The organism is Parafrankia irregularis (assembly GCF_001536285.1).
GTDB lineage: Bacteria > Actinomycetota > Actinomycetes > Frankiales > Frankiaceae > Parafrankia > Parafrankia irregularis.
Map to the genome: position 1 here is coordinate 131,413 of NZ_FAOZ01000013.1, position 17,008 is coordinate 148,420.

11 protein-coding genes are annotated in these 17,008 nt (G+C 71.1%); 4 read left to right on the forward strand and 7 right to left on the reverse strand.

The window, feature by feature from the left end; genetic code table 11:
* Positions 1-164 precede the first annotated feature (164 nt).
* Complete coding sequence (locus AWX74_RS20535) at positions 165-4,562, reverse strand: bifunctional nitrate reductase/sulfite reductase flavoprotein subunit alpha (protein ID WP_242666339.1); 4,398 nt, start codon at positions 4,560-4,562, stop codon at positions 165-167.
* 425 nt (positions 4,563-4,987) lie between these two features.
* Here AWX74_RS20535 and AWX74_RS20540 point away from each other — a divergent pair, with 425 nt between their 5' ends.
* On the forward strand, positions 4,988-6,436 hold the full coding sequence (locus AWX74_RS20540; protein ID WP_091279325.1) for an MFS transporter: 1,449 nt from the start codon (positions 4,988-4,990) through the stop codon (positions 6,434-6,436).
* Between the two features lie 160 nt (positions 6,437-6,596).
* Here AWX74_RS20540 and AWX74_RS20545 read toward each other — a convergent pair whose 3' ends face one another.
* Positions 6,597-7,364: a hypothetical protein gene (locus AWX74_RS20545; RefSeq protein ID WP_091279327.1), complete on the reverse strand. Its 768-nt coding sequence runs from the start codon at positions 7,362-7,364 to the stop codon at positions 6,597-6,599.
* A gap of 204 nt (positions 7,365-7,568) precedes the next feature.
* Here AWX74_RS20545 and AWX74_RS20550 point away from each other — a divergent pair, with 204 nt between their 5' ends.
* The gene (locus tag AWX74_RS20550) at positions 7,569-7,991 is read left to right on the forward strand and encodes a DUF3052 domain-containing protein (protein ID WP_091279330.1); all 423 of its coding nucleotides are present in this window, start codon (positions 7,569-7,571) and stop codon (positions 7,989-7,991) included.
* Between the two features lie 150 nt (positions 7,992-8,141).
* Here the strand turns inward: AWX74_RS20550 and AWX74_RS20555 are convergent, their stop codons facing one another.
* On the reverse strand, positions 8,142-8,990 hold the full coding sequence (locus AWX74_RS20555; RefSeq protein ID WP_091279333.1) for an enoyl-CoA hydratase/isomerase family protein: 849 nt from the start codon (positions 8,988-8,990) through the stop codon (positions 8,142-8,144).
* Between the two features lie 432 nt (positions 8,991-9,422).
* Here AWX74_RS20555 and AWX74_RS20565 point away from each other — a divergent pair, with 432 nt between their 5' ends.
* The gene (locus tag AWX74_RS20565; protein WP_091279340.1) at positions 9,423-10,007 is read left to right on the forward strand and encodes a lytic polysaccharide monooxygenase auxiliary activity family 9 protein; all 585 of its coding nucleotides are present in this window, start codon (positions 9,423-9,425) and stop codon (positions 10,005-10,007) included.
* Between the two features lie 164 nt (positions 10,008-10,171).
* Positions 10,172-11,785: a flavin monoamine oxidase family protein gene (locus AWX74_RS20570; RefSeq protein WP_091279343.1), complete on the forward strand. Its 1,614-nt coding sequence runs from the start codon at positions 10,172-10,174 to the stop codon at positions 11,783-11,785.
* 56 nt (positions 11,786-11,841) lie between these two features.
* On the opposite strand, the gene AWX74_RS20575 is transcribed toward AWX74_RS20570, so the two are convergent.
* From AWX74_RS20575 to AWX74_RS20590, 4 genes are all read right to left on the reverse strand, one after another.
* On the reverse strand, positions 11,842-13,002 hold the full coding sequence (locus AWX74_RS20575; RefSeq protein WP_091279346.1) for a uroporphyrinogen-III synthase: 1,161 nt from the start codon (positions 13,000-13,002) through the stop codon (positions 11,842-11,844).
* The gene (gene nirD, locus AWX74_RS20580) at positions 12,999-13,322 is read right to left on the reverse strand and encodes a nitrite reductase small subunit NirD (RefSeq protein WP_091279348.1); all 324 of its coding nucleotides are present in this window, start codon (positions 13,320-13,322) and stop codon (positions 12,999-13,001) included. The genes AWX74_RS20575 and nirD overlap by 4 nt, the downstream gene beginning before the upstream one ends.
* 17 nt (positions 13,323-13,339) lie before the next feature.
* The gene (gene nirB, locus AWX74_RS20585; protein WP_091279351.1) at positions 13,340-15,958 is read right to left on the reverse strand and encodes a nitrite reductase large subunit NirB; all 2,619 of its coding nucleotides are present in this window, start codon (positions 15,956-15,958) and stop codon (positions 13,340-13,342) included.
* 211 nt (positions 15,959-16,169) lie between these two features.
* Positions 16,170-16,931, reverse strand: coding sequence for a TetR/AcrR family transcriptional regulator (locus AWX74_RS20590; protein ID WP_091279354.1), 762 nt, complete (start codon positions 16,929-16,931; stop codon positions 16,170-16,172).
* Between the last annotated feature and the right edge of the window lie 77 nt (positions 16,932-17,008).

Genomic DNA, 17,008 nt, shown 5'->3' on the forward strand with positions numbered 1-17,008 from the left:
CGCAGGCCCGTCCGCCGCACACGGCACCCTTCACCGACCCGAAACGACCTGGTTGCAAAGACCGGCGGCACGACCTTCGCCCGAGGAGCGGTCCGCCGCTCCCCGCAACACCACGGTCACAACACGCCGCCCCCGGCAGACGGCACCGCGGCGAAACGCCGGAATCAGTACACGTCGCGAACATAGCGCCGATCGGCGGCAAGCTGTCGGACGTAGGCCACCGCATCGTCGGCATCGAGATTGCCGTAGGTAGCGACGACATCGCGCAATGCCTGATCCACGTCCCGGGCCATTCGGGCCGCGTCGCCGCAGACATACACATGGGCACCGTCGTTCAACCAGGTCCACAGCCGCGCGCCCTGTTCACGCATCCGATCCTGCACGTAGATCTTGGCCCGCTGGTCGCGGGAGAACGCCAGTCCCAGCCGGGTCAGGGTGCCGGCGGCGGTGAACGCGGCCAGCTCGTCGGCGTAGTAGTAGTCGGTGGCCCGGCGCTGTTCACCGAAGAACAGCCAGTTCGGGCCGGAAGCCCCGCGGGCCTGGCGATCCTGCAGGAACCCGATGAACGGCGCGATGCCAGTCCCCGGACCAATCATGATCACTGGCGTCGTGTCATCGGCTGGCGGGCGGAAGTGCGGTGCGGGTTTCAGGAAGACACGCACCGGACATCCCGGCTCCGCGGCGGCGAGAAACGTGGAGCACACGCCGCCGCGGGGGCGGTCGTCGCTTCCCGTGAATCGAACAACGGACACGGTCAGGCTCACCGTCCGCGGATCCACCAGCGGCGAGGACGAGATCGAGTACAGCCGCGGCCGCAGCGGGCTCAGCACCGTGAGCCAGTCCGCGGCATCCGCGCGCACCGGGTGCTCGTTGAGGACGTCGACGGCCTGCCGTCCCCATCTCCACTTCTCCAGCTCGAGCTGGTTGCCGGGCCGCAGCAGGGTGCGTAGGTGAGGGTCGTCGGTACGGTCGGCGACAAACCGCAGCAGATCGGGCCGGACCGTGGTGATGTCCAGGCTGTGACGCAATGCCTCCACCAGCGGCAGTCGCCCGTTGTCGCCGGTCTGGACGTCGGTGTGCGGGTCGAGGCCGGTCGCGGCGAGCCACTCGTCCACCAGGGCGGGACTGTTCGTCGGCCAGACACCCAGGGCGTCACCTGCCGCGTATTCCAGCCCACCGCCAGTCAGGTCAAAGGTGACCTTTCGTACCTCCTTGCTCGAACGGTCCGTGGTCAGAAGACAGTTGCCGAGCAGCGTCACCGTCCGGGCGGCGCCAGCCGGCCCTGACCCGGACGTGGCCCCGGTGCCCGCCCGATCGCCAGCGCCAGCGCCAGCGCCGACCCCAGCGCGAACGCCAGCCCCAGCGCGAACGCCAGCCCGAGCGCCAACGCCGGCCGCAGACTCGGTCACGGTCGCGGTCACGGCCCCGAACCCGGTGGCAGTCGTGGTCGCCGACGGATCACAGCTCGCGCCGGCCGGCCCTGGCGACGCCGCCCGCAGCGCCGCCATGACCTCCTCCAGCCAGTCGTCCAGGGTGCCGAGGTAGTCGGGTTCGCAGTCGACCCGGCCGACGAGCCGCGCCCCGCCGAGCTCGGCCAGGCGTCGGTCGAGACGACGCCCGTGACCGCAGAAGTCCGCGTAGCTGGAGTCGCCGAGCGCCAACACGGCGAAACGCCGGCCGTCCAGGCGCGGTGCGTCCGCGGCGCTCACCGCGTCCCAGAAGCGCGCGCCGTTGTCCGGGGCGTCGCCGTCGCCGAAGGTGCTCGTCACCACCAGCAGGTCACCCGGAGCGAGGAGCAGTTCGCCGGCCGGAGCGGCCATGTCGTGGAGGTGCACGTGCCATCCGGCGTCCCGCAGCCGATCCCGCACAGTGGCCGCGGCGTCTTCGGCGTTGCCGGTCTGGGAGGCCCACAGCACCCGAACCGGGCTGTCGCCGCTGTCCCCGCTGTCCCCCCGGACGTCCGGGTCCGCGGTCGCGACGTCCGGGATCTTCCGCCTGACCTGGCTTGGCACCGCCGGCACTCGCGGCGCGGGTGCGGCCAACCCGGCGGCGAGAAAGCCGTTCACCCACTGCAGACGTTCCGCGTCGAAGGGTGCGTCGGTGGGCAGGCGCGGCGGCTGGCCCGTGGCCGGCGGCATGGTCGCCAGCGCGGAGAGGAAGCCGGCGAGGTACTGGCGCTGCAGGTCGGTGAGGTCCGGCGGGACGAGGCCGACACCGAGCGCCGCGCCAAGCGTCTCGATCACAGCCCGCGCCACGGGTGCGGCAGCCGGCACATCTGCCGCACCCGGTCCGGGCCCTGGCGCAGCCGTCGGCAGCGCTGGTACCGACGGTGCCGGCGGCCCCGGTAGCCCCGGTAGCCCCGGTAGCCCCGGTAGCCCCGATACGGTCACCGGTGGAGCCGGCGCGGTCACCGATGGCGCCGGTTCGGTCACTAGTGGAGCCGGTACGGCGACCCTGGCCAGGGAGACCGCGCAGACCTTCAGCTCGGGCTGGAACGAGACCGGGTCGACGGCGTCGCTGGTGACCGCGTTGATGCTGAGCTGGGCGCCGAACAGGTCGTTCCAGTGAAACGGCACGAAGCAGCCGCCTGGCAGCACCCGGTCCGAGACGACCACGGGCAGCACGGCGCGGCCACGGCGCGAGGCGATCTCGATCCGGTCATCGGCGGTGACCCCGAGCGCGGCGGCGTCCACCGGGCTGATCTCGACGAACGGTCCTGGATTGAGCTTGTTGAGTTTGGCGACCTTGCCAGTCTTGGTCAGGGTGTGCCACTGGTGCGCCAGCCGCCCGGTGTTCAGCAGGAACGGGTAGTCGTCGTCGGGCAGCTCGGCCGGCGGCAGGTGCGGCCGGGGATGGAACATGGCCCGGCCGGTCGGCGTCGGGAAGCGCAGCGCGGGGTGGGTGCCGTCGGACCGTTCCAGCAGCGGCTGGCTGACACCGTCGTTGCGGTACCGGATCGGGTTGCGGTCCGCGGAACCGGGGGCGGCCGGCCACTGCACCGGCCCTGCCCGCAGCCGCTCATAGCTGACGCCTCGCAGGTCGTAGCCGGTCACGGGGTTGTGGAAGGTGCGGATCTCGGCGAAGACCTCCTCGGCGCTGGCGTAGTCGAAGGCATCGGCGAAGCCCATCGCCGCCGCGACCCGGGCGATGAGCTGCCAGTCGGGCAGGGCCGCACCGGGCGGGTCGACGACCGCGCCGGTCAGGGTCAGGTTCCGCTCGGAGTTGATCATTATGCCGTCCGTCTCCCCCCACATCGCCGCCGGCAGGAGAACGTCAGCGTGGTTTGCGGTCTCGGTGTCGGCGTAGGCGTCCTGGACGACGACCAGTTCGGCCGCGGCGAGGCCGTCGAGCACCGTAGAGCGGTTGCCGACCGACGCCACCGGGTTGGTACAGATGATCCAGCAGGCCTTGATCTGACCGGCGGCCATCCGCTGGAACATCTCGACGGTGCCCTGACCACCGACGTCCGGCCGCAGGGTGCCGGCAGGCAGGTCCCACTGCCGCTCGACGAACGCCCGGTCGGCCTCGACCTGCACCGAACGCTGCCCGGGCAGGCCTGGCCCCATATAGCCCATCTCCCGGCCGCCCATCGCGTTGGGCTGGCCGGTCAGCGAGAACGGCCCGGCGCCGCGCCGGCAGATCGCCCCCGTCGCCAGATGCAGGTTGATCAGCGCGTTGGTGTTCCAGGTGCCGTGGGTGCTCTGGTTGAGACCCATCGTCCAGCAGCTCACCCAGGTCGCGCCCGCGTCGGCGATCCATCCGGCGGCGCGGCGCAGGTCCGCTTCGGTGAGCCCGGTCAGTTCGGCGACCGTCGACGGCGGGTAGTCGGCCAGGAACCCGGGCATCTGGTCCCACCCGTCGGTGTGCTCGGCGATGAAGGCCGCGTCGAGGTGACCGCCCTCGGCAAGCAGGTGTAGCAGCCCGTTGAGCAGTGCGAGATCGGTGCCGGGACGGATCTGGAGGAACAGGTCCGCCTTCTCCGCGGTGGCGGTACGCCGCGGGTCGACGACGATCAGCCGCGCACCGGCATGAACCCGCTCCATCAGGCGCAGGAACAGGATGGGATGGCAGTCGGCCATGTTCGACCCGATGACCAGGAACACCTCGGCGTGGTCGAGGTCGTCGTAGGAACCGGGCGGGCCGTCGGCGCCGAGCGACAGCTTGTAGCCGCTACCCGCGCTGGCCATGCACAGCCGGGAGTTCGACTCGATCTGGTTGGTGCCCAGGAAGCCCTTGGCCAGCTTGTTGGCGAGGTACTGCGCCTCCAGGGTCAGCTGACCCGACACGTAGAGCGCGACCGCATCGGGGCCGTGCTCGTCGATGATCGACCGCAGCCGGTGGGCGACCGTGCCGACGGCCTCGTCCAGCCCGACGTCGACCGGCTCACCGCCGCGCCGTGGACGAATCCGAGCCGTCCCCAGCCGGCCCGGGGCCGCGAGCATGTCGGCGCTGGTCGCGCCCTTCGTGCACAGTCGGCCCCGGTTCGCGGGGTGCGCCTTGTCCCCCGTCACCCGGCTGACCCGGCGACGGCCGTCCGGCCCCGCGGCGATGTCGAGGACCATGCCGCAGCCGACCCCGCAGTACGAGCACACTGTCCTCGTCGTCCCCGACGCGGTCACCCACTCCCCCTCCGCAAGAAGTCGACACCCGGAATGACACATCGACGGCGCCAGCCGAATCCAGCCGATTCCGGCCCGAATCCGGCCGGGACCGCCGGAACAGCCGGGCCGGTGCGCCCGGATCAGACCATAGGATGAGCGCGTTTCACCGGTGTCACACCGACCCGGTCCGCCGATTACCGCCACCGCACACCGGCCGTCGTGGCATTGTGAACCCACCGGCTCTCACCGCCTGCCCTCGCCCGGTGAGAGCACTGTTTTCCCGCCGTGTAATGACCGGCCAGGCGCCCCGAAACAGCCGGCTCCTAACGTGCTGTCGCGACAGGTTCTGCCCGACGTGTTTCGCGAATCTCGCCCGAGGAGCCCCCATGAGCCCGCCCAGCACCGGCAGGAATCCGGACCGGCGCACCAGCCGGTCCGGACGATGGATCGACGACTGGCATCCGGAAGATCCCGTGTTCTGGAAAGAGACCGGGCGCCGGATCGCCCGGCGCAACCTGGTGCTGTCGGTCATCGCCGAGCACTTCGGGTTCTCCGTATGGGTCATGTGGAGCATCCTGGTCGTCAAGATGGGTGCGAACGCCGACGGCGGCCCGGGCCCCGCCGGCTTCGCGCTGACCATCGACCAGCAGCTCTGGCTCGTCGCGGTGCCGTCCGGGGTCGGAGCCTTCCTCCGCCTGCCCTACACCTTCGCGGTGCCCGTCTTCGGCGGCCGGAACTGGACGGTCTTCTCCGCGCTGCTGCTGGTCGTCCCGTGCGCGCTGATGATGTGGGCGGTGCGCCACCCCGAGCTCTCCTTCGGGACGCTGCTGATGATCGCGGGGGTCGCCGGGGTCGGCGGTGGGAACTTCGCCTCGTCGATGACCAACATCTCCTTCTTCTACCCGGAGAAGGAGAAGGGCTGGGCACTCGGGCTCAACGCGGCCGGCGGCAACCTCGGAGTCGCCGTGATCCAGAAGGTCGGCGCGCTGGTCATCGCGGGCGGAACCGGAACGGCGCTCGCCCAGATCGGGCTGATCTACATTCCGCTGGCGATCGTCGCGGCGGTCGGCGCGCTGCTGTTCATGGACAATCTCTCCGAGGCCAAGGCGGACTTCGGATCCACCGCGTCGGCGGCCCGGCGCGGCCAGACCTGGATCATGTCCTTTCTTTACATCGGCACCTTCGGCTCCTTCATCGGATATTCGTCGGCGTTCCCCGCGCTCCTGAAGAACCCGGCGCTGTTCAACCGGCCGGATGTCGCTCTCAGCTACGGATTTCTCGGCGCGCTGGTCGGTTCGGTCGCCCGTCCGCTCGGCGGAAAGCTCGGCGACCGGATCGGCGGCGCGAAGGTGACCGTCGCCGCCTTCGCGGTCATGACACTGGGCGGCCTCGGCGCGGTGGCGTCGATCGGCCGCCGGGGCGGAATCCTCGACAAGCCGAGCTTCGGGCTCTTCTTCGCCTCGTTCATGCTGCTGTTCCTCGCCAGCGGCATCGGGAACGGCTCGACCTACCGGATGATCCCGGCGATCTTCGCCGCCCGCGGGGCCCGCAACGGCGGAACCGCCGAGGCCATGCTGCGGGCCCGGCGGGAGGCCGCCGGCGCCATCGGCATCTGCTCCGCGGTCGGCGCCTTCGGCGGCTTCCTCGTGCCGATCATCTACGCCGAGTCGAACAAGGCCTACGGGACGATCGCCCCGGCCCTGTGGGTCTATGTCGGCCTGTTCGTCGTGATGGCCGCCGTCACCTGGCTGTGTTACCTGCGCCGCGGTGACATCAGCGCCCAGCCGAGCCCCGCGGCGACACCGTCGCAGGTGCTGGCGGCGAGCACGCGCTGACCCATCGGGAACACCCTGGGCCGGAACGAGGCGGAACGGAGGGGTGGGCAGCTGCGCCGCGCGGCGGGCTGTCCACCCTCCTTTCAGTGGCCGTGACGCCAGTGGCCGTGACGTCCGTGGCCGTGACGTCCGTGGCCGTGGCGCCAGTGGCCGTGGCGCCTCAGTCGGAGATGCGGTAGACGGTGACCCGTTCGAAGGAGACCGTGGCACCCGGACCGGGCAGCATCACCCGGTACTCGTACTGGTCGTCCACGCTGTCGCAGGTGAAGCCGATCTCGAAGAAGGCGAACGTGGACGTGAGCTCACCCGCCCGCAGGTCGCGGGTGGCCAGTTTCTCGCGCCGCAGGTGCACATACACCTCGATGCGGGCGATCGGCGCGTCGGCGGGCAGATCGACATCCGGGTCGAGCTCGGCGGCGAGCCGGAACGTCGCCCGGTATGAGCCGCGCACCGGCAGCGTCTCGCGTGGCCCGTAGACGAGGGCCTTGCGGCTCTCCGAGATGTACCCGCCGCGGATCACCCGCCCGACGCCGATGTCGGGCAGGTCGACGAGCTGGCCGACCGCAGTCTCCATCGGCGGCATCTGGCTGCCGAAATACCGCATGACCACCCTGCCGACCAGGGGCGGGGTGTCGGACCGCTCGGGCAGCAGGCTGTCGCAGATCTGCATGATGCTTCGGGCGTAGCCCTCGGTGGTGGTGTCGCGGTTGCTGTCGTAGATCGACCTGGCCAGGTCGCGGATGCTCGTGGTCAGCCGGTTCGTCAGCCGCCGGGAGTTCTCCGCCTGCCGGTTCACCCAGATCGCGTAGCCGAAGGACAGCACGCCGATCACACCGAAAGCGAAGTTGAGCGCGTCCACCGTCAGCGCCCCCAGGCCCTCGACCGCGGGTGCACCGCGGCTGCCGGGAAACAGGCCCGGCACCGACACGAAAAAGGTCCGAACCCCACATACCTGATCGTAGTATCCCGATCGCCGGCGCAGGTCGCGGAGCGGTCGCGGCTGCCGCCCCTGCCTCGCTTTCACGAGCGCGGCCGTTCCGCGGGTTGGCGCGGGTTGGCATGATGGCCTTCTCGTCTCCGAGACTGGCCATAGGGGCTTGTCCCGTGCTGCGCGGGCGAAAGGTGCGGTCTGATGCCTGCTGCCGGCTACTCAGGGACTCCGCTGGCGCGCAAGCTCGGGGTCAGGGCGGACAGCCGGCTGGTGCTGGCGGCCGCTCCACCAGGCTGGACCGTTCCCGACCTACCGGGCGGGGTCGAGCACAGCAGCGTCGCGCGCCTGGACGACCTGGTCCCCGGACCGGTCGACGTCTGTGTGGCCTTCTGCCGGGAGGCGAGGGACGTGCGCCAGGCCGCCGATTCCTTCCGCGAGTGCGTCCGGCCGGCCGGTGCGCTGTGGTTCGGTTGGCCGCGCAGGGCCGCCGGGCATCGCAGCGACGTCACGGAGAACCTCATCCGGGAGGTCGTTCTCCCGCTGGGGCTGGTCGACGTCAAGGTCGCGGCGATGGACGCGGACTGGTCGGGTCTGAAGGTCGTCTGGCGCAAAGAACGGCGCTGAGCGGTACCAACCCGGGGTCTGCGCCGAGGAAGCCCTCCGAGGAGCCGCAGAGAAGGCCGGCCCCCCGGGGTGGTGAACAGGCCGTTGGACGAACAGGGCCCTGAACGAACAGGGCCCTGAACAGAGTGGTGACCTCGCCGGTCGCGGCGCCTAGAGGCGGCCGGGGGTCCGGATGTCCTCAGGCACCCAGTCGGGGTTGCGGCGCTGGGAGAAGGCAAGCCAGCCCTCGCGGGCCTCGGAGCCGAAGACACTGCGGTCCATGGTCATGCGGTCGTAGGTGCCGTAGTGCGCCGCGATGACCCGCTTGACGTCGGCACGCGCCCGCGGAGCGCCGCGGCAGCAGGCGCGCAGCGCGTCGAGCGCGACGTCGCGAACCTGCTCGTGCGGGACGACTCGGGCGACGAGGCCCCAGTCCAGCGCTTCCGCGGCGGTGACGACCCGGCCGGTGTAGAGCATGTCCTTGGCCCGGGCGGGCCCGATCTGGGCCGGCAGGTACTGCGCGTAGCCGGTGTCGGCGATACCGCGGTAGACCTCCGGTGCCCGGAACGTGGCCCGGTCGCTGGCGACCGCCACGTCGGACATCATCGCGATGAGCAGGCCACCACCCTGGGCGATGCCGTTCACGGCGCTGACGACCGGCTTGCGGGAGTGCCGGATCGCGTCGAACGGGGTGTTGTCCATGCCGAAGAGCATCGGGCCGCCCCAGTCGTCGGGGGCGTTGTGGCCCAGGTCGCCACCGGGGATGAAGACGTCGCCGGTTCCCGTGATCAGCAGGCCGGCCAGCTCCGGATCGTGGTTGACCCGGTCGACGGCGTAGCGGATGCCGAAGTACATCGCCGCCGTCAGCGCGTTACGGGCCTGCGGCCGGTCGACCGTGCAGACCGCGAGGCTGCCCAGCCGCTCGAAGCGCAGGAACGGCGTCCCCAGCCAGTCCCCCTCCGGAGGGAGCGGCCTGCCCGCCTGTTCCGCCGACCTCGCACCGCTGGCTTCCTCGCCCATCCGATCACTCCTGGAAAGTTGGATAATAAATTCAATGTAGCTTGCCGTCCGGATCCGGCGCGCGCTCACGCCAAGGGCCCGGCGTCGCGGGCGACCTGGGCCGCCGGGCAGCGGCCCACCGGCGGCCGCGCCCAGGTCACCGTCAGGCGAACGTCGGGCGCGGGACGTCGGGCGTCGGGCGTCGGGCGTCGGGCGTGGGACGCAGGACGTCGGACGTGGACGTCGGGGTGGGATGTGGGACGTCGGGCGTGGGACGTCGGGCCGTACGGGCCCCTCCCACCGCCCGGTAAACAGGGGCGGAAGGCCCCTGGCGGACTTCCGGCGCCAAACCTCGAAAACCCCGCCGACGACTTTGAAAAAATCATCACGACGGCCATCGTGTTCCCGTATTATGGGAATGCAAACAAGGAATTCCGACGCTACCGTCAAGCTATGACCCAGAGCAAAGTGGCGCCGCGCCACGGAACGATCTCCGAGCCGGCCTCCCGGGCGAATATCTATCTTCAGGAATGGCAGGCCAACGGCCTCGAATCCGGGAAGTTCTTCCCGGCGACCGAGGGCGGGCTGAACGACCCGTTCGCGCCGGACGACATCCCGAGCGACCCGCCGCCCGTCGACGGGAAGATCGCCAGCGCCGGCCAGGATTTCGCCGCCGAGCTGGACCGGCCGGGATCGGACTGGCAGAAGCACCCGGTCGGCTCCGGCCAGCAGCTCTCCATCACCTGGACCTTCCGCGCGCCGCACAGGACCCGGCGGTGGAACTATTTCCTCACCCGGCAGGACTGGGACCCGAGCATGCCGCTGAGCCGGGCCCAGTTCGAGTCGGATCCGGTCGCCCAGTTCCAGAACACCGGGCAGCCGTACTGGTCGGCCGAGGACCTCGAGCCGGAGAACCCGACCCGGCACACGTTCACGCTCCCGCCGCGGCAGGGCTACCACGTCCTGCTCAGCGTGTGGGAGGTCGCCGACACCCCCAAGGGCTTCTACCAGGTGATTGATCTCGATTTCACCGGGTGACGCCGCTGCCCTGTCCGCCGGCCGGTCGCCCGGTCGGCGGACAGGGCTCTGCCCGGCCCAGAAGGGCAGCAGAACCAGAAAGGCAGCAGTCAAAGCAGAAAGGCAACATTAAAAGCAGAAAAGGAGTGGGTATCAATGCACGACATCGACCACGGACGACCGGTATGACCGCGCGAACCGCCGCCGACGCGCTGCGCGAGGCGATGATCGGCCGGGGCGGGCCGGAGGCGACCGGCTGGGCGGGTCCGCTCGAGCTGCCCCCCGCGCCGCGCGCGGGCGCCACCGTCGCCGTTCTCGGTGCCGGCGTCGGCGGGCTGACCGCGGCCTACGAGCTCGGCCGACTGGGCTACCGGTGCACCGTGCTGGAGGCCTCGGACCGCGTCGGCGGCCGCAACCGCACGGCCCGCAACGGTGACGTGCTCCGCGAGATCGGCCCGACCGGGGAGCTGGTCGTCACGCACGAGTGCGTCTTCGACGACGATCTCTACCTCAACCTGGGCCCCGGTCGCATCCCGTATCACCACCGCCGGATGCTGGACTACTGCCGGGCCTTCGGTGTCGCCCTCGAGCCGTACATCATGGAGACCACGGCGAACGTCATCCACCTCGCGGACGGCCGGATCGTCCGATGGCGCAACCGGCAGGTCGCCAACGACACCCGCGGGCACCTCGCGGCGATGCTCGCGGAGAGCCTCGCGCGGCGGGACGCCGCGACCGGGGAGCTGCTCGACCTGCTGCGGGTGTTCGGCCAGCTGGCGGATGACCACAGCTACCAGGGCTCGACCCGCTCCGGGTACGTCGAGGATCCTGACGTGCACGACTGGCCCCTCCCGGCACAGCCGATCCCCTTCGCGGACCTGTTGGAGTCGGGTTTCTGGAAGCACAGGTTCTACCAGCCGCTGGACTATCTGTGGCAGGCCACGATGTTCCAGCCGGTCGGCGGGATGGACCGCATCGTGACCGCGTTCGAGCGGGAGATCAACGACAGGTTCGGCGACATCATCGAGCGCAACGCCGAGGTCACCGCGATCCGGCTGCTCGGCGAGGGTGGGGTGGACGTCGAATACGTGCGGGAGGGCAGCGCCCGGAAGCTGACCGCGGACTACTGCGTCAGCAGCATCCCGCTGCCGGTGCTGCGGAACATGTCCACCAACTTCTCCGCCGAGTTCGACGCGGCGCTCCATGCCGTCGAGTTCGCCGACACCTGCAAGGTCGGGTGGCAGGCGGAGGAACGTTTCTGGGAGAACGACACCGACCAGATCTACGGCGGGATCAGCTGGACGAACCATCCGATCACCCAGGTCTGGTATCCGAGCAACGACTACTTCTCCCCGGCGGGAACGGGCACCGTCACCGGCGCCTACAACTTCGCCGACGTGGCCAGGAAGTTCGGCGATCTGGAGCCGCTGCAGCGGCTGGACCAGGCCCGCGCCGGCGCGGCGGAGCTGCACCCGACGTTCGCCGACAAGAACATCGTTCCCACCGCGAAAGGCGTCACGATCGCCTGGCAGAAGGTGCCCTACCAGCTCGGGGGCTGGGCCGACTGGGACCCGGCGGACGCCGCGCACATGGTGGCCTACAAGGAGCTCCTCGAGCCCGAGGGTGGCGGGCGCTTCTTCATGCTGGGCGACCAGTGCTCACCGCTGCCCGGTTGGCAGGAGGGGGCGATGATGTCAGCCCACTACGTGATCGGCCAGATCCAGGGCGTCATCCCGCTCACCGTGCCCGAAACGGTTCGGGTGCCCGATTCGGTCGCCCTGACCCAGGGCTCCCGCTGACCCACTGACCCACTGACCCGCCGACCTCCCTGACCCGGTCAGTCCCGACAGCCGGGTCAGTAGTGCCAGTCGTCACCGGCGGCGGTGTCGACGGCCCCTCGTTCAGGCTCGAAGGCCAGCCGGTAGCCGCGTTTGGCCACGGTCTGGATGATGCGGGGGTCGCCGAGCGCGGAACGCAGGCGGCCCACGGCCACCTCGACCGCGTGCTCGTCTCCGCCGCCGGGCGGCAACAGCTCACGCCGGGTGATGACATGCCCGGGCCGGACCACGAGGCGGCGCAGCAGCGCCATACTCGTCCGGCTGAGCGGGACGAGCCGCCCGTCCACGACGACGGCATGGCCGCGCAGGTCGAGCCAGTGGTCGGCGACCGGCAGCACCCGGCCGCGCCGACGCGGGATCTGCTCGACGATCTCACGCACCAGGGCGCCGAGCCGCGCCCGGGGCGGCGCGATCACCGGAATGTCCCGTTCCAGCAGCGGGCCGGCGGTCACCGGACCGACGCAGGCCGCCACCACCGGGCCGAGCAGCGCCTCGTGCACGGCCTCGCCCAGCCCCTGCTCGTCCGCGCTGCGCAGGAAGCTCACCGCGGCCGGCGCGCTGGTGAACGCGACCGCGTCCAGTTCGGTGGTCGCGGTCGCGTCGATCAGCCGCCGCAGCGGGGTGACGTCCTCGGGCCCGATCCACCGGTAGACGGGGACCTCGATGACGTCCGCGCCGGCCAGCCGCAGCGTCTCCACCAGGTCCGGAAGCGGTTCCCCGTGCTGCTGCACCGCGATGCGCCGGCCGTCGAGGTCGTCCCGCTCGATCAGGTACTCCAGCACCTCGCTGGACGACTCCGATTCCGGCGACCAGGCCTCCCGCAGCCCGCTCGCGCGGATCGCGCCGCGGGCCTTGGGGCCGCGGGCCAGCAGGGTCGCCGAGCCGATCGCCTTGGTGAGCGGATCGAGCAGATCCCAGGCGTCGGCGGCCTCCATCCAGCCGCGGAAACCGATCCCGGTGGTGGCGACGACGACGTCCAGCGGCGCGGACAGGCACCGCTCGGTCGCCTGGCGCAGCTCCGTGTCGTCGGCCAGCGGGACGATCCGGATCGCCGGGCCGTACAGGATCCGTGCCCCGCGGCGCTCGAGCGCGGCACCGAACTCCTCCCGGCGGCGCGCCGCGGTGATCCCGATGGTGTAGCCGGCCAGCGGCTCGACGCCGCTGGAACCACCAGTCACGTCGCTTTCACCTCAACCATTCCCTCGCGGCTGCGCACCTCGTAGACGGGTACGGTGACCCCTTCCGCGTCCAGGCACTCTCCGGTGCGCAGATCGAAGACCTGCTTGTGCAGTGGAGACGCTACCGTCCGCCGCCCCGCCCGGCTTCCCACGATGCCCCGGGCGAGCACGCAGGTGCCCGTGAACGGGTCCCGGTTGCCGAGGGCGAACAGCTGACCGTCGTGGCAGCGGAACAGCGCGACCTGGACATCGCCGACGAGCGCGGCGACACCGCGCTCCGGCAGCAGGTCGTCGTACCGGCAGACCGTGGCCCACGTCATGGTTGCGTCCTTTCCCGTCATCGGGTCGGTATCCCCACCGCGACGCCGGTGGCCGGGACGGCTGCGGCCGGGACGGCGGCGGCTGGGGTACCGGCGACCGGGAGGCCCAGGAGCACCGGCCGGGGCTGGCCGCGTTCCGTCACGAAGGTGATGGTCGGGTCGGGGGTGTCCGGGGCGTTCACGAACGAGACGAACCGGCTCAGCCGCGCCGGGTCGGCCAGCACCGCCGCCCATTCGTCCTCGTAGCCGCCGACGTGTCGCTCGATCGCCGCGTCAAGCTCCGCGGCGATGCCCAGGGCGTCGTCGACGAGCACCGAGCGCAGGTAGTCGAGGCCGTCCACCTGCTCACCGCCGGGGCCGGTGGACAGCGACTCGACCCAGCTCGACGTCCGCTGCAACCGGTCGGCGGTGCGGACGTAGAAGACGATGAACCGGTCGATCGTGCGGACCAGGGTCTCGGTGTCGACGTCGGCGAGCAGGAGGTCCGCGTGCCGGGGCCGGAACCCGCCGTTGCCACCGACGTAGAGGTTCCACCCGTTCTCGGTGGCGATCACGCCGATGTCCTTGCCACGGGCCTCGGCACATTCACGCGCGCAGCCGGAGACCGCGGCCTTGATCTTGTGCGGTGATCGGATGCCGCGGTAGCGCAGCTCCAGCGCGATGGCGAGGGCGAGGGAGTCCTGCACGCCGTACCGGCACCAGGTCGAGCCGACACAGGACTTCACAGTGCGCAGCGCCTTGCCGTAGGCGTGCCCCGACTCGAACCCGGCGTCGACGAGACGGCGCCAGATCGCCGGCAGCTGCTCCAGCCGGGCCCCGAGCAGGTCGATGCGCTGCCCACCGGTGATCTTCGTGTAGAGGTCGAAGTCCCGGGCGACCGTGCCGATGGCGATCAGCTTCTCCGGCGTGATCTCACCGCCGGGAATCCGCGGCACGACCGAATAGGTGCCGTTGCGCTGGATGTTGGCGAGGAACGCGTCGTTGGTGTCCTGCAGCGCCGCCTGCTCACCGTCGAGAATGTGGCCGTTGCCGAGGCTGGCGAGAATAGACGCCACGACCGGCTTGCACACATCGCAGCCGCGGCCCCGCCCGTACCGGTCTACGAGCTCGCTGAACGTCGCGATCCGCTCGACCCGGACCAGGTCGAACAGCTCCGCCCGCGAATGGTCGAAATGCTCGCACAGCGCCTTGTCGACGGTCACTCCGCTTTCGGTGAGCAGCGTCGAGAGCAGCGGAACGCACGACCCGCAGCCGGTGCCGGCCTTCGTGCACTCCTTGACCTCGGCGACGGTGGTGAGACCGGATCCGGCGATCGCGGTGTCGATCGCCTCCCGCGTCACGGCGTGGCACGAGCAGACCATCGCGTCGGCGGGCAGCGCCCCGACGGGCCCGCCACCGGCACCGTCACCGCGCGGGGCGAGCATCGCGAGCGGGTCCCCGGGCAGCGGGCGGCCGACCAGCGGACGCAGGGCGGCGTACCTCGACGCGTCCCCCACCAGCACTCCACCGAGCAGGGTGGTCGCGTCGTCGGAGACGACGAGCTTCGCGTAGGAACCGGCGACCGGATCGTTGACGGTGACTTCCAGCGCGCCGTCGGTGGTGGCCAGCGCGTCACCGAAACTCGCGACGTCCACACCGAGCAGCTTGAGCTTCGTGGCGGTGTCCGCGGCGCGGAACTCCGCGTTCCCGCCGGCAAGCCGGTCGGCGAGCACCGAACCCATCGCGTAGCCGGGAGCCACCAGCCCGTAGACCGTGCCGTCGATGCAGGCGCACTCCCCGATCGCGTGGACAGCGGCGTCGGCGGTGCGGCAGCCGGCGTCGACCACCACCCCGCCCCGCGCACCGACCGCCAGCCCCGCGTCCCGCGCGAGCTGGTCACGCGGACGCACCCCGGCGGCGAACACGACCAGGTCGACGGGCAGCTCGGTGCCGTCCCCCAGGGTGACGAGCCTCGGTGCGGCCTGGTCCGGCGCGGCCTCGGTCACCGCGGCGGCGAAGGTACCGAGATGGACGGTGACGCCGAGCTCCTCGACCAGCCGGCGCAGCAGCGCGCCGCCGCCCTCGTCGACCTGCAACGGCATGAGCCGTGGGGCCATCTCGACGACGTGCACGGCCAGCCCGAGCAGCCGCAGCGCGCGGGCGGCCTCCAGGCCGAGCAGCCCGCCGCCGACCACCAGCCCCACTCGCGTGCGTGCCCGCCGGGCGGCCGCGTGGATCGCCTCCAGGTCGTCGAGCGTGCGGTAGACGAAACAGCCCGGCAGGTCGGCGCCGGGCACCGGCGGGACGAACGCGGCGGAACCGGTCGCCAGCACGAGCGCGTCGTAGCCGACGGTCCGTCCGTGACTGGTGGTGACGGTCCGTGCCGCGCGGTCGACCGCGATGACGGCCTCGTCGAGATGCAGCCGGTATCCGTGGCCGTCGTAACAGCCCGAGGCGACGAGATCCAGGCTCTGCGGGCTGGCCCCGTCGAAGTAGGACGACAGTGCGACCCGGTCGTAGGCTTGCCGCGGCTCCTCCCCGAAGACGGTGACCTGCCAGTGGCGGTCGACGTCCCGTTCTCGCAGCGCCTCGACGAAATGCTGGCCGACCATGCCGTTGCCGACCACGACGAGACGGCGGCCCGAATTCGTTTCCATGACCAGTCCCCACGCGCCCGGATCCGTCAGGCCCGGCTGCCGCCATGGTCGCCAGGCCCTGTTATGCCGAGCGCGCGCAGGCGTTAACTCGTGGGCAAGGAGATCTCACCGCCGCCGGGTGGGCGCTGTGCGCGCACTGCTGTACACGCATGCTGTGCGCGGCGCTGCTGTGCGCGGCGCTGCTGTACGCGGGCGCTGCTGCACGCGGGTGTCAGTGGCTGGCCGGGAGCCGGCTGGTGACGCCGTCGAGGAAGATCGCCATGCTGTGCGCGAAGACGGCGTCGACCGGCGCGGACAGGTAGACGTCCCCGGTCTCGCGAAGCGCCGCGACATCATCGGGGGGCAGGCGGTCGAGCAGCTCGTCGAAGCCGGCGCCGGCCGGGACGCCGCTCGGGCTGCGCCCGGATCGGCTGCGCTGGATGGTCGCGGCGCCCGCCACGAGCTCGATCATGGCGATGGTCGTGTACACGGCCTCCGCCCTGGTCAGCCCGGCGGAGTCGAAGGCGGTCACCGCCGCGTTGACGAAGCGCAGCATGTTGGGGCCGTAGCCGTGCATGTTCCGCCCCGCCGCGTCGGGAAGCGGCTGGTCGAGGATGACCCTGCGCATCTCGCTCATGAGCACTTCGATGTCGGCTCGCCAGCCGCGGCCGGTGCGCTCGATCCGGATGTCGCCCATGACGTGGTCCCCGATCAGCGCGATCAGTTCGTCCCGGCTGGCGATGTGCCGGTAGAGCGAGGCGTTGCTGGTGCCGAGCCGCTCGGCGACGGCGCGCACCGTGAGGGCGTCCAGCCCGTCCTCGCGCAGGACGTCGAGGGCGGCTCCGATGATCCGCTCGGTGGACAGCCCGCCGAGCCGCGGCCGCCGGCGGCGTTCGAGGTCCGAGCGCTGGATCCACCAGCGGGCCGAACCGGGCTCGTAGCCCACGGATGCGCACGCCACGAGGCCGTCCGAGTCCACCTGGACAGTATGCAAGATCCGCTCCGATACTCACACGGCAGATAGGTGAATGCTGGTCGCATTGGGGCCGGCCGGCCCGGGCTGCCACCCGG